Origin of the sequence: Ruminococcus sp. RTP21358st1_G6_RTP21358_211008 (assembly GCF_040908885.1) — a bacterium.
Classification (GTDB): Bacteria; Bacillota; Clostridia; order Lachnospirales; family Lachnospiraceae; genus Blautia_A; species Blautia_A faecis.
This window is the reverse complement of the sequence record NZ_JBDGDM010000007.1, coordinates 58,600-71,986: the sequence shown is the minus strand read 5'-3', so window position 1 is coordinate 71,986 and position 13,387 is coordinate 58,600. Positions and strand designations below refer to the sequence as shown.

At 44.1% G+C, this 13,387-nt stretch carries 11 protein-coding genes; 1 reads left to right on the top strand and 10 read right to left on the bottom strand.

The window, feature by feature from the left end:
• Window positions 1-150: 150 nt before the first annotated feature.
• Window positions 151-1,341 carry an acetate/propionate family kinase gene (locus AB5Z12_RS04315; RefSeq protein WP_118580050.1) on the bottom strand — a complete coding sequence of 397 codons (1,191 nt, stop codon included), beginning with the start codon at window positions 1,339-1,341 and terminating at the stop codon, window positions 151-153.
• Between the two features lie 127 nt (window positions 1,342-1,468).
• Entirely contained in the window at window positions 1,469-2,473 is a 1,005-nt protein-coding gene (gene pta / locus AB5Z12_RS04310) for a phosphate acetyltransferase (RefSeq protein WP_118580048.1), read from the bottom strand.
• A gap of 165 nt (window positions 2,474-2,638) precedes the next feature.
• Between pta and AB5Z12_RS04305 the strand changes: the two genes are divergently transcribed.
• Window positions 2,639-3,952, top strand: a complete 1,314-nt coding sequence (locus AB5Z12_RS04305) for a nucleotidyltransferase family protein (protein WP_368368572.1) — start codon at window positions 2,639-2,641, stop codon at window positions 3,950-3,952.
• An 86-nt stretch (window positions 3,953-4,038) separates the two neighbouring features.
• Here the strand turns inward: AB5Z12_RS04305 and AB5Z12_RS04300 are convergent, their stop codons facing one another.
• From AB5Z12_RS04300 to polA, 8 genes are all read right to left on the bottom strand, one after another.
• Window positions 4,039-4,830 carry an ABC transporter ATP-binding protein gene (locus AB5Z12_RS04300; RefSeq protein WP_118580042.1) on the bottom strand — a complete coding sequence of 264 codons (792 nt, stop codon included), beginning with the start codon at window positions 4,828-4,830 and terminating at the stop codon, window positions 4,039-4,041.
• Window positions 4,831-4,833: 3 nt separating this feature from the next.
• Window positions 4,834-5,766, bottom strand: coding sequence for an ABC transporter permease (locus AB5Z12_RS04295; protein WP_368368571.1), 933 nt, complete (start codon window positions 5,764-5,766; stop codon window positions 4,834-4,836).
• 16 nt (window positions 5,767-5,782) lie between these two features.
• Window positions 5,783-6,808, bottom strand: a complete 1,026-nt coding sequence (locus AB5Z12_RS04290) for an ABC transporter substrate-binding protein (RefSeq protein WP_368368570.1) — start codon at window positions 6,806-6,808, stop codon at window positions 5,783-5,785.
• Window positions 6,809-7,386: 578 nt separating this feature from the next.
• A complete protein-coding gene (locus AB5Z12_RS04285; protein WP_368368569.1) occupies window positions 7,387-8,751 on the bottom strand; it encodes a PFL family protein in 1,365 nt (454 codons plus the stop codon).
• Window positions 8,752-8,834: 83 nt separating this feature from the next.
• A complete protein-coding gene (locus AB5Z12_RS04280) occupies window positions 8,835-9,107 on the bottom strand; it encodes an ACT domain-containing protein (RefSeq protein WP_021925040.1) in 273 nt (90 codons plus the stop codon).
• A 141-nt stretch (window positions 9,108-9,248) separates the two neighbouring features.
• Window positions 9,249-10,046, bottom strand: a complete 798-nt coding sequence (locus AB5Z12_RS04275) for an MBL fold metallo-hydrolase (RefSeq protein ID WP_173718133.1) — start codon at window positions 10,044-10,046, stop codon at window positions 9,249-9,251.
• On the bottom strand, window positions 10,033-10,632 hold the full coding sequence (coaE, locus tag AB5Z12_RS04270; RefSeq protein WP_148462829.1) for a dephospho-CoA kinase: 600 nt from the start codon (window positions 10,630-10,632) through the stop codon (window positions 10,033-10,035). The genes AB5Z12_RS04275 and coaE overlap by 14 nt, the downstream gene beginning before the upstream one ends.
• Window positions 10,633-10,724: 92 nt before the next feature.
• Complete coding sequence (polA, locus tag AB5Z12_RS04265; RefSeq protein ID WP_368368568.1) at window positions 10,725-13,364, bottom strand: DNA polymerase I; 2,640 nt, start codon at window positions 13,362-13,364, stop codon at window positions 10,725-10,727.
• Between the last annotated feature and the right edge of the window lie 23 nt (window positions 13,365-13,387).

Below are 13,387 nucleotides of genomic sequence, written 5' to 3'. Positions count from 1 at the left end.
TCAATTTCCTGTTGCATATAAAATCCTGCCAGAGTGTATGATTCTCTGACAGGATTTATGCATTTCTATAAAGTAATGCAGTATTACCGCAAAGCAGCCTGCCTCTCAGCAACTGACTTTGCCATGTACTGCTGATCACACTGCAGCTAATTATTTTACAAGTGCTACCGTATCACGGCAGATTGCAAGCTCCTCGTTAGTCGGGATAACTGCAACCTTTACCTTGGAATCAGCACCGGAAATAACAACTTCCTCGCCCATAGCCTCATTAGCCTTAGCATCAATTGTAACACCAAGGAATCCAAGATAAGAGCAGACTTTCTCACGAATCATGCCAACATTCTCACCGATACCAGCTGTAAACACGATTGCATCAACACCGTTCATAGCAGCTACATATCCACCTACATATTTCGCAATGCCATAGCAGAGAACTTCGATTGCATTCTTAGCATCCTCGTTGCCCTCAGCGGCTGCGGCTCTAAGGTCACGCATATCACTGGAAACACCGGACATACCCTGAAGACCGGATTTCTTATTGAGAACATTCATAACACCTGCAAGATCCAGGTTCTCTTTCTTTGCAATGTACTCAACGATAGCCGGATCAATGCTTCCGGAACGTGTACCCATTACAACACCTTCAAGAGGAGTAAGACCCATTGTAGTATCTACACATTTGCCATTCTGAACAGCACTGATGGAAGAACCGTTTCCAAGGTGGCAAACGATAACCTTGGAGTTATCTTTGTCAAGGCCAAGGAACTCAACAGCACGTTTGGATACGAAGCTGTGGGAGGTTCCGTGGAAGCCGTATCTTCTTACTTTGTAGTTCTTGTAGTACTCGATCGGAAGTCCGTACAAATATGCTTTTGCAGGCATTGTCTGATGGAATGCGGTATCGAATACACCTACCTGAGGTACGTTTGGCATAAGCTCGGAGCATACGCGGATACCAATCAGGTTTGCCGGGTTGTGAAGCGGTGCAAGATCGTTGCACTCTTCTACTGCTTTGATCATCTCATCTGTAATGATAGCGGAAGAAGCGAATTTCTCGCCGCCGTGTACGATACGGTGACCAATTGCATTAACCTCTGCAAGGCTCTTGATCGCGCCTGTTTTCTCATTTGTAAGAGCTTCCAGAACCATCTGGATGGCTTCTTTATGAGTCGGCATGGAAGCCTCTGTGATTTCTTTGTCATTTCCGGCTTTCTGGTATACCAGTCTTCCGTCAATTCCGATTCTCTCGCAAAGTCCTTTTGCAAGAACAGCTTCTGTGTCGGAATCGATCAACTGGTATTTTAAAGAAGAACTACCGCAGTTAATTACCAATACATTCATTTTTTTACTCTCCTGTTTACATGATTATGTATTACCTGACACCAGATATTTTATTCCTCTGGTATCTCTTCAAGGGCATGTGCCCTCAATCACAATACGATTCAGCCCTTTTCAGACTAATTCCAAATTAGTCCTGAGCCTGGCACTGTACGGATGTGATAGCTACAACACCAACGATATCGTCAGCGGAGCATCCACGGGACAGGTCATTTACAGGTTTTGCGATACCCTGGGTGATAGGTCCGTAAGCTTCTGCTTTTGCAAGACGCTGAGCCAGCTTGTATCCGATGTTTCCTGCATCAAGGTCTGGGAAGATAAGAACGTTAGCCTTACCTGCAACCGGGCTTCCCGGAGCTTTAGAAGCACCTACGCTTGGAACGATAGCCGCATCCAGCTGGAACTCTCCGTCAAGTGCAAGGTCCGGATTCTGCTCTTTCGCAATCCTGGTAGCCTCAACAACTTTATCAACATCTGCATGTTTCGCACTTCCCTTAGTAGAATGGGAAAGCATAGCTACTACAGGCTCTTCCTGTACAAGAAGCTTGAAGGACTCAGCAGAAGAAGCTGCGATTGCTGCAAGTTCTTCTGGATTCGGGTTCTGGTTCAGACCGGAATCACCGAATACGAATGCACCGTTAGCGCCGTACTCGCAATCCGGAACGATGATCAGGAAGAATGCGGAAACAAGCTTGGTACCTGGTTTTGTCTTCAGGATCTGAAGGCATGGTCTTAAGGTATCAGCTGTAGAGTGGCAAGCTCCGGAAACCATACCGTCTGCATCGCCCATCTTAACCATCATAACACCATAATACAGATACTGGTTCAGAAGGATCTCCTTAGCCTGCTCTGGTGTCATGCCTTTTTTCTGTCTTAACTCTACTAATTTGTCAATATATCCCTGAGTCTTCTCAGATGTTGCAGGATCTACGATCTGTGCACCGGAAATGTCGAAGCCGCCTTCAGCTGCGCTCTTCTTAACTGCTTCCTCATTACCAACAAGTACAAGCTTAGCAATTCCCTCTTTTAAAATTTTGTCTGCTGCTTCAAGAGTTCTCATGTCCTCTGTCTCTGGCAGTACGATTGTCTTAATGCTGGATTTTGCTCTTTCTTTGATTACATCAATAAATCCCATGATTAAATGGCTCCTTTCATTTGTTACAGTAATCCTCTGGGAACTGGCATAAGTATCCATTCCCCATTCAGTAACTTAACCTCATTATACGCCACCCCGCCTTGTATTTCAAGCTTTTCAATGTTAGAATATGGAAGAACAACGTATTTTTTGAGGTGCAATTTTATGAAAACAGCCGGAATTATTGCAGAATACAATCCATTCCATACAGGACATGAATATCAGATAAACTATATAAAAGAAAAACTAAGGACAGACTATGTAGTTATCGCCATGAGTGGTGATTTCGTGCAAAGAGGAACCCCTGCTCTTTTTTCAAAATATGTACGTGCAGAAATGGCTCTTCGGAGCGGCGCAGACCTGGTTCTGGAGCTGCCGGTTTCCATTTCTTCTGCCAGTGCAGAGTTATTTGCCAGAGGAGGCGTACAGCTTCTGGATGGACTTGGGGTTACAGATATACTTTGTTTCGGAAGTGAATGCGGTGATACGGATGCGCTTATGGAGCTGGCCAAAATCCTGGCAGAGGAGCCGGAAACTTTTCAGGCCGCCCTTCGCCGGAATCTGAAAAACGGAATGACTTTTCCAAAGGCCAGAAGCATGGCTCTCTCTGCAGTTTTTCCCGAATCAGAAAAATACCAGCAATTGCTCTCTTCCCCCAATAATATTCTGGGAATTGAATACTGTAAAGCTATTCTAAGGGAAAACAGCTCTATTTCACCGGTTTCCATTAAGCGGGAAGGAAATGATTATCACGAAAATACTCTGTCTGAAAATCACTTTCCTTCTGCTTCTGCTATTCGGAATGCCATTTTGGATTTCAACGCTCCACCCAAAGGGGACTGGTCCGATACCGAGCATTCCCACTGCTTTTTATCTGAAGCATCAGAAACCTCAATACAGAATTTTGCGTTTCTTGCTGATATGGCAAAAAAATTTTTACCAGCAAATTCCCTGGAACTATTTTTGCAGGCAATTTCCGGAAATCATTATCTTCTGGAAAACGATCTGGACACGCTTTACCGCTACTGTTTTCTTCAGGAAACAGAAGAAAGCCTGTGCACATACCAGGACATGTCCCACGCTCTTGCCAGAAGGATTCTCTCCTGCAGGGATCAGTATAAAACCTTTTCCCAGTTTACCGACCTCCTGAAAACCAAGGAGATCACACGCACCAGGATCCAGAGAGCACTGCTTCACATGCTTCTTCATATTCAGAGTGTGCCAGCGCAGATTCCCTACGCCCGGGTTCTGGGATTTCGAAAAAACAGTTCTGCGCTTCTGGGCAAAATAAAAAAATGCAGCAGCATTCCTCTGCTTACCAGACTGCCGGATGCTGCCGCAGTGCTTGAAAACGCACCGCAAGCTATGGATTTACTAAATGAAACAACTTTCGCATCCAATCTTTACGAAAGCATTCTGGCACAAAAAAACAGTACTTCTTATGTTCATGAATACAGACAACAAATTATTATTGTATAATATTCTCAACTGCATAAAGAGCCCCGGCTACTGCAATTCCGTACAATAGCCAGGGCTCACTTTTATCCATTTCGTCTTACTCAATCTTACTCATTAGAAAGAAGAATGCGGTCATTATCCAGCTTCTTTCCTGCTCCAACTTTAAACTTGTCAAGCAGCCCTTCCACAGTAAGACCTTTTTTCTCCTCTTCCTTGATATCCAGAACAATATCACCGGAATCCATCATCAGAATACGATTTCCAAGTTCCAGTGCAGACTGCATATTGTGGGTGATCATCAGACAGGTCAGATGATGTTCTTCCACGATCCTGCTGGTCAGGTTCAGCACCTTCTCGGCTGTTCCCGGATCAAGAGCTGCTGTATGCTCATCCAGAAGAAGCAGTTTCGGTGGATTCATAGTTGCCATCAAAAGAGTAAGTGCCTGTCTCTGACCGCCTGAAAGAAGTCCCACCGGATGGTTCATGCGGTCTTCAAGGCCAATATCCAGAAGTGCAAGCTGTTCACGAAAACGCTGTTTATCACTTTTGGAAATACGGGAAAGCCAGCCTCCCTGACCTGCAGCAAGCGCAAGGTTCTCCAGAATCGTCATTCCAGGAGCAGTTCCCCGCATCGGATCCTGATACAGTCTTCCAATATTTTTTGCTCTGGCATGCTGTGGCAGAAATGTAATATCCTCTCCATCCAGAACAACAGATCCGGAATCTGTGAGAAAATCCCCACAGATGGCATTGAACATAGTAGATTTACCAGCTCCGTTGGAACCGATAATTGTTGCAAAATCGCCTTTTTCAAGATGCAGAGACAAATCTCTGATTGCCACTTTTTCATTTACTGTTCCCGGATTAAAGGTTTTGGAAATATGTGAAAGCTTTAACATGGATCAGATTCCTCCCTTCTTGTGCATCATTCTTCTTTTCAGCTGCGGCCACTGTCGTTTCAGATAAGGGCCGGAAATTGCCAGAATAACAATCACAGAAGATACCAGTTTCAGCATAAACGCCGGCATATTAAATCTTAAAGCCACCGTATAAACCAGTCGGAAAACAAAAGAACCCAATACCATTCCCACAGCTCTTACAAAAATTCCGCCTTTTCCAAGAATTGTTCCTCCGATCAGAAGGGATGCAAGCGCAATGGTAACCATTCCCTGACCAATGTTAATGTCCACAGATTTCTGGGACTGGGAAAGAAGGCATCCGGACAGTGCTGTAAAAGAGTTTGCAATACAAAGTCCGATAATCGTTGTAAATACCGGGTTGATAGACGACGACTTCACCATATCTGCATTATTTCCTGTAGCACGGATTGCAAGGCCAAGTCGTGTCTTTAAAAATACCACCAGAAAAGCAACCACTGCTGCTACTGCGATCAGCGCAACAATTATATCTGTTCTTCCCTTCAGAGGGGTATCTGCCAGAACATCCTTCATCATGGAAAACACCGTATCTGTACGGTTCATGTTGATCAGGGAAGAGCCTCCCATCACTGCTATGTTAATCGAATACAAGCCTGTATTCACAATAATTCCCGCAAGCAGACTGTCTACTCCCATTTTTGTCTGCAAAAATCCGGTTACAAAACCAGAACAGATTCCGGCAAGCATTGCTGCTAGTATTGATAAAAAAGGATGTCCGCTGACCGCCACAGCGGCTCCTACAGCGGCTCCTAATGTAAAGCAGCCGTCTGTAGAAAGGTCGCAGACATTCAGCATGGAATAACTTAAAAACAATGCAAGGACAGTCAGGGAACAGATCAGTCCAAGTTTCAGGGCAGTTTCTCCTAAGGAGAGTGCAGTAGCCAGTGTCACAATCATTTCCTCCGGTTAATCGTTAATTTGCTTCCAGTTCGTCAAAGCTTTCTGCTGTCACAATCTCATTTACCTGTGTGCAGAGCGGCTCCATAGCAGCTTTGACAGTTTCAAAATCAAGGCCGAGACCTTCGCATGTTTCTGTGTTTACAGTAGCAGTACCATTGTCAAAGGTTTCTACAGGAGTGGTTGCCGGATCAGCACCATTCAGAAGAATATCGGCAACCATATCTGCTGTTTTTGCTCCAAGATTTGCGTAATCAACACCATACCCTGCGAAAGCGCCATTTAACGCAAAGGAATCAGCTCCAGTGTAATGCGGAATTCCTGCATCAATAAATTTCTCATAAATGGAAAGCTCTGCTGTCATAATGGTATTATCAGTTGGGGTAAACACTGCGTCAACACCATCTGCAACCAGTGCATCTGCTGCAAGCTGAACTTCATCTGTAGTGGTTCCGGTACGCTCAACATATTCGATTCCGTTCTCATCCATGTAAGCTTTTGCTGCCTCGATGGCTGCTGTAGAGGAATCCTGTCCGATATCATATAAAAGTCCGATCTTCTTGGTATCCGGATTAACAGCTTCGATCAGTTTCATAATGGAAGCGGTATCCAGATAATCGCTTGTTCCGGTAAGGTTTGCGCCAGGTGCCTCCAGGGATTCTACAAGACCTGCACCAACCGGATCCGATACTGCGGAAAATACAACCGGCGTGTCGGTTCCTTCTGTGCTTGCCTGCATACGCATAGCTACCGGTGTTGCAACACCAACCATAAGGTCTACACCGTCTGCCTGGAAATCAGAAATAATCTGCTCCATAACATTGGCATCTGCATTACAGTTGTCATAGGAAATATCGAAGTTTACACCCTTCTCATCACCGATTTCTTTCAGGCGGCTTTCCAGATTGTCTACGATCTGGTTCAGAGATGCGTCATCTACATAATTGCAGATACCGATCTTGTAGTCCTCTGCAAGAACAGGTGTTGCCATCATCATAGTTGCCATTGTTGCTGCTGCGATTGCGATCATTCTTTTTTTCATAGTGTTTTCCTCTCTCTCTTAAAATTGGCGGGAGCGTGTTTAAAAAGGCTTTCCGCATAATATGTGTCACACTTTACGGAAATGATTTTCAAACAGGCTCCAGAAGATAACTAAGCCGATCTTCTGCATCTTGTCTGCGAGAAAGAATGAGTGGTAAAATGGATATCAAAAAACCGTCTTCAAAAAACAACATTCCCTGTTGCTCTTTGAGACGGTAATAAAATCTTATTATCGCGGTGCCACTCAAATTGACAAATCGTCCACTTTCTCATGTACAAACATACACTCCTGATTGGTAACGGGTTCGGTTCCCGTCGGCGCCTACTCTCCTGAAATATAATTTCGGGCCGCCCTCGAAAGTCCATTCCATCAGCCGCTTCATACGAAGATCACACCATCCTTCGCTCTCTGATAAGTCATTATTCAGTCCATTCATAACGACTAAATGTCACATCTGATTTACTACTCTTTCTCATCGGTTTAACTGATTTATACTTTAGCACAGTGATGTAAGAATGTCAAGTGCAAATTTATCCAAAAAAGTTTCTGTTCACTCCGTGACCAGTAACCCAGAAAACTTAGTTTTTAAAGCTATGGATCGGAGCTGGAATTCTTCCGCCTCTTGCCACAAACGCATCACAGGAGAAATTATTTACCGGCATGATTAGTGCATAGCCAAGAAGACCACCGAATTCTACTGTCTCTCCTACTCCTTTTCCGATAACAGGGATCAGACGGACTGCTGTTGTTTTCTGGTTCACCATTCCAATTGCTGCTTCATCTGCAATAATGCCGGAAATGGTGGATGCCTTCGTATCACCTGGTACTGCGATCATATCAAGTCCCACAGAGCATACGCAGGTCATAGCCTCTAATTTCTCAATGGTAAGGGCACCTGCTGTTACCGCATCGATCATTCCCTGATCCTCGCTGACCGGAATAAATGCACCACTCAAGCCTCCAACTGCTGTGGAAGCCATTACACCACCTTTTTTTACCTGGTCATTTAACAGGGCAAGAGCTGCTGTAGTTCCAGGTGCACCGGCTCTTTCAAGACCGATTTCTTCCAGGATCTCAGCCACACTGTCACCGATTGCAGGAGTAGGCGCAAGGGAAAGATCCACAATTCCAAATGGAACGCCAAGCATCTTGGAAGCCTCCCTGGCAACCAGCTGACCTACACGGGTTACCTTAAATGCAGTTCGTTTGATCATCTCACAGAGAGTTTCGAAATCCTCTCCTCTTACTTTCTCCAGAGCGGTTTTTACAACACCTGGACCACTGACGCCAACATTAATAATACTGTCAGCTTCTGTAACGCCGTGGAAAGCACCTGCCATAAACGGGTTGTCATCCGGCGCATTGCAGAATACTACCAGCTTGGCACAGCCAAGGGAATCCTGTTCTTTGGTTGCCTGAGCTGTTTCCAGAATAATCTCTCCCATAAGCTTCACGGCATCCATATTGATTCCAGTCTTTGTGGAACCAACATTCACAGAACTGCATACCCGCTCTGTACTGGCAAGCGCCTGCGGAATAGAACGGATCAGAAGCTCCTCTGCCGGTGTCATTCCCTTACTTACAAGAGCTGTATATCCACCAATAAAGTTCACTCCCACCTGCTTGGCAGCTTTGTCCAGGGTCCTGGCTATTGTTACAAAATCATCTGTAGTTTTGCATGCAGCACCCCCAATCAGACCGATTGGTGTAACAGAAATTCGTTTGTTTACAATTGGAATTCCGTACTGTGCTGATATTTTCTCACCAGTTGCCACCAGATCTTTGGCATATGTGGTAATTTTGTTATAAATTTTTTCGTTTAATTTCTCAAGATCGCTGTCAATACAATCCAGCAGGCTGATTCCAAGAGTAATGGTACGTACATCCAGATTCTCCTGCTCGATCATTTTGTTGGTCTCATTCACCTCAAATATATTAATCATAGCATTCGTATTCCTTTCTATGGATATATCACCTACAGGCGACATTTTTGTTAAATGAAAGTCCGATGGATGGGACTTTCATTTCAAATTCGATGCATTACGTTGAAAATATCCTCATGCTGACAATGGATCACTACGCCGATCTCATCCCCGAGAGCAGCCAGTTCTTTGGAAAGAGTTGCAATTTCCTTGTCTGAAGCACTGGTATCTGCTACCATCATCATGTTAAAATATCCCTGTACAATCGTCTGGGAGATATCCAGAATGTTAACCTGATTCTGGGCAAGATAAGTACATACCTTTGCAATAATACCAACGGTGTCATTTCCTACTACTGTGATAATTGTTTTTTTCATGATACTCCTCCTGTATTTGGGTCTGCAGCCCATTTTGACTGTCCCAGGGAAAATACAGCTTTAAGTTTTCCCTGATCTGTATATAAAAACTGAACCTGTATTTCAAATATAGTTTTGTTTCTTTACTGTAAATTATCTCCTCTACAATACAACCACATCTGAAATACTGTCCCGTTTCGCAACCTGAATCTGAAAATCTTTTGATCTATATGGATTATCTCCAAGAGTTACCTCTGAGCACACAGTCTCATAGGCAAGAGCCTCATAGTTGTTTTCTTTGCTTAAATGTCCAAGAAAAACAGCTTTCATGTCATCATGCAAAAGCCTGCAAAGCAGCTTTCCTGCATTTTCATTGGAAAGATGTCCCCTGTCGCCTAAGATACGCTGTTTCAGATAATAGGGATAACTTCCCACCTGAAGCATACGGATATCATGATTTGCCTCCAGCAAAAGAGCATCCAGATTTTGTAAATTATCTACTATGTAATCGTTATATTTTCCAAGATCTGTGGCGATTCCAACTGCCTTGTCTTCACACTCAACCCGGTATCCTACCGGCTGTGCCGCGTCATGTGGAATAGAAAAAGGATGAATGGTCAGATCCCTGATATGAAAATCCTGATCCTCCACAATCTCATGAAAAGTGTCTTCCGGAAAATTCTTCATATTCTTCATTCTGCTGATTGCATCTGCAGTTCCACCTGTAGTATAAACCGGAATGTGGTATCTGCGTGCCATCACCCCCAGACCGCTGATATGATCGGAATGCTCATGAGTGACCAGAATCGCATCAATGTCCCTGCCAGTAAGTTCCAGCTGGTTCAGTCCCTGCTCGATCCTTTTGCCGCTTATTCCTGTATCTACAAGAACATGGGTTTCTTCTGATCCCACATAAATACAGTTTCCGCTGCTTCCACTGGCAATGCTACAAAGTCTCATTTCTTCTTACTCCTTCATCTATCTGCTTCCAGGTTTTTTCCACATTTCCGTTATTTTCTACAACGAAATCTGTATGGGCTCGAAAATAATCTTCGCTGGCCTGATTTCCGATAATTCCAAGAGATTTTTCCCTTGTATAGCCTCGGTTTTTCATCAGGCGCTGAATGCGGATTTCCTCATCTGTATGAATATACCATACTTCATCACAAAACTCCTGGTAATGTTCTTCCAGAAAAAGTGCAGCTTCCACAATGCATAGCTTCCGTCCCTTATTCTTCTGTTCCTCCAGGCTTTTCAGGATATATCTTTTTACAGCCGGATGAATTATTCCATTTAGGCGGCTCAAAAAATCCGGTTGCTCAAATACTACATCGGAAACCCTCTTCCGGTCAATAGTTTTATCGTTTTTTATCACATCTTTCCCAAACAGATCAATCACTGGCTGATAACATTCCTGTCCCGGAGCCATCACAATATGTCCCACTTCGTCAGCCTGTATAACAAAAGCATTATATTTTTTCTCAAGATAAGCAAGCACCGTACTTTTTCCGGCACCAACTCCTCCTGTAATACCAATTGTCTTCATTTGTCCTATTCCTTACTGCTTCGATTTCACCTGGTAATTATGAGGTGCAAACTATTTTCTTCCTCAATCCTATTCCAGACATAGCTCTGATTCTACTTTGCCTCGTACCAGTTATTCCCCTGATGCATATCTACTTCCAGCTCCACTGCCAGATTGGCTGCACCCTTCATTTCCTCTTCCAGAATTCTTGATACCTGAGGGATTTCATCTTTCCAAGTCTCGATCAGCAATTCATCGTGGACCTGAAGCACCAGTCTGGATCTCAGTTTCTCATCCAAAAGACGTTTATACACACGATTCATGGCAATTTTGATAATATCTGCGGCAGTTCCCTGAATTGGCGAGTTCATGGCAACACGCTCGCCAAAGGATCTCTGCATAAAATTGCTGGATTTCAGTTCCGGAACCGGTCTTCTTCTGCCAAACATAGTGGAAACATAGCCTTTTTCTTTTCCCTGCTCCACAAGTCCATCCAGAAATCCCTTTATGCTTGGATAGGTCTCAAAATATTTCTGGATATAAGCGGCAGCCTCTTTTCTTGTAATACTAAGATCCTGGCTAAGACCAAAAGAGCTGATGCCATATACAATGCCAAAGTTTACCGCCTTGGCATTTCGTCTTTGCAGAGGAGTGACCTCCTCAAGCGGAATATGAAAGACCTGAGACGCTGTCAGTCGATGAATATCTTCCGCCTCCCTGTAAGCCTTGATCAGCTTTTCATCCCCGGACATGTGAGCCAGAACACGCAGCTCAATCTGTGAGTAATCAGCATCCAGGAATACAAATCCAGCTTCCGGTACAAATACTTTGCGGATCAGTCTTCCAAGCTCCATTCGGACTGGAATATTCTGAAGGTTTGGCTCTGTACTGCTGATTCTGCCAGTGGCAGTTATGGTCTGGTTAAAAGTGGAATGGATTCTTCCATCCTTCTCGATTACGGCTCCAAGACCGTCTGCATAAGTGGATTTCAGCTTTGTAAGCTGACGATATTCCAAAATATCATTTACGATTGGATTCTCTGATGCCAGTTTCTCTAATATATCTGCGGATGTGGAGTAGCCGGTCTTCGTTTTCTTTCCTCCCGGAATAGCCATTTTTTCAAAAAGGATCACACCAAGCTGTTTCGGAGAATTGATATTAAATTCTTCTCCTGCCTGCTGCCAGATCAGCTTTTCCAGTTCATGAATGCGGACAGTCAGCTTTTCACCATAATTTTTCAATTCTTCTCCTTTTACTTCGATTCCCCATTTTTCCATGGAATCTAACGTAAATACAAGAGGAAGTTCAATCTCTGTGTATACCTTCCACATACCTGTTTCCTGAAGCTTCGCTTTCAAGGGGGCTCTGGTGGCAAAAGCGGTATACGCCATATAGCATGCCAGATGTTCCAGTTCCGGCATATCCTCCTCCCAGGCCTTTTTCAGGGATATTTTTCCCAGAAGCTCTTCTTTTCCCGGAAGGAGCTTCCCATCCAGATAATCTTTTGCAAGCTCTTCATAAGTATAAGTACTTTTCAAAGGATTCAGAAGATAAGCTGCAATGCCACAGTCAAATACGTTTGCATCGGGTGTTAGATCAGCACGCTTGAGCATGGTTTTTACGTCCATGGAACAAACTGTGGTAGACTTCCCCAGCCTGCCGATCTTATCACTTAAATAAGCTGCTGTTACCATTCCCTCCACAGGAACATAATACATTTCATCTTCCCCTAATGCCAGACCAGCTCCATAGACACCTTCTTTATCCCAGAGAAGCGCTATTCCCACAGCTTCTGCCTGTCCCGCTTTTTCAAAAAGTGTCTCACAGCCCTCCAGATCATTGCAGATGAAAAAATCCTGTTCTATTGTATTTTCATTCACTTCAGCCGGATCAAATTTCATCAGAAAATTCCGGAAATCCAATTTTCTGCATAGCTCGTAGGCTTCCTTTGTAAAAATATTTCCTAACTGGAATTTCTCCTGTTCAAATTCTATGGGGCTGTTTGTACAAATAGTTGCAAGCTCCTTACTCAGCTGGGCCATCTGGTAATTTTCCCTCAAAGATTCTCTGGCCCGCTTTTGTGAAATCTCTTCCACATGGGAAAAAGCATTTTCTATGGAGCCATATTCTGCAAGCAGCCTGGTGGCTGTCTTCTCTCCGACACCTGGAATTCCAGGAATATTGTCGGCAGCATCACCCATAAGAGCCTTTAATTCTATAACCTGGGCAGGAGTAACCAGATACCGCTCCTGCACCTGGTCTTCCTTATAGTCTTCTATAACAGTCTGCCCTTTTGCAGTCCTTGGCAGACGGATCATGGTTTTCTTAGTCGCCAGCTGTAAAAGATCACGGTCACCGGAAAGAATGATTACATCCATACCTTTTTCTTCACCTTTTTTCGCCAGCGTACCAAGAATATCGTCTGCTTCAAAGCCTGCAAGGGAAACTGTGGCGATTTCCATCTTTTCAAGCATCTCTTTCAAGAGCGGAATCTGTTCCTTTAGTTCCTGAGGCATGGGCTTACGTGTACCTTTGTATTCTGGGTATTTCGCATGGCGAAAAGTCGGCTCACTTCTGTCAAATGCCACTGCCAGATATTCCGGTTTCTCTTCTCCCAGCACTTTAAACAGGATATTTAAAAAGCCATAGACAGCACCTGTATGCAGACCTTCTGAATTAGTCAGATCCGGAAGTCCGTAAAATGCCCTGTTTAAAATACTGTGACCATCTATCAGTAAAATTTTCTCACACATATAAGCCTCCTGTACCGTGTTTC

Coding starts and splice junctions, on each gene's coding strand:
- polA (WP_368368568.1), bottom strand. CDS start 13,364: ATGTGTGAGAAAATTTTACTGATAGATGGTCACAGTATTTTAAACAGG.
- AB5Z12_RS04315 (WP_118580050.1), bottom strand. CDS start 1,341: ATGAATGTATTGGTAATTAACTGCGGTAGTTCTTCTTTAAAATACCAG.
- AB5Z12_RS04290 (WP_368368570.1), bottom strand. CDS start 6,808: ATGAAAAAAAGAATGATCGCAATCGCAGCAGCAACAATGGCAACTATG.
- pta (WP_118580048.1), bottom strand. CDS start 2,473: ATGGGATTTATTGATGTAATCAAAGAAAGAGCAAAATCCAGCATTAAG.
- AB5Z12_RS04300 (WP_118580042.1), bottom strand. CDS start 4,830: ATGTTAAAGCTTTCACATATTTCCAAAACCTTTAATCCGGGAACAGTA.
- AB5Z12_RS04305 (WP_368368572.1), top strand. CDS start 2,639: ATGAAAACAGCCGGAATTATTGCAGAATACAATCCATTCCATACAGGA.
- AB5Z12_RS04295 (WP_368368571.1), bottom strand. CDS start 5,766: ATGATTGTGACACTGGCTACTGCACTCTCCTTAGGAGAAACTGCCCTG.
- AB5Z12_RS04275 (WP_173718133.1), bottom strand. CDS start 10,046: ATGAGACTTTGTAGCATTGCCAGTGGAAGCAGCGGAAACTGTATTTAT.
- AB5Z12_RS04280 (WP_021925040.1), bottom strand. CDS start 9,107: ATGAAAAAAACAATTATCACAGTAGTAGGAAATGACACCGTTGGTATT.
- coaE (WP_148462829.1), bottom strand. CDS start 10,632: ATGAAGACAATTGGTATTACAGGAGGAGTTGGTGCCGGAAAAAGTACG.
- AB5Z12_RS04285 (WP_368368569.1), bottom strand. CDS start 8,751: ATGATTAATATATTTGAGGTGAATGAGACCAACAAAATGATCGAGCAG.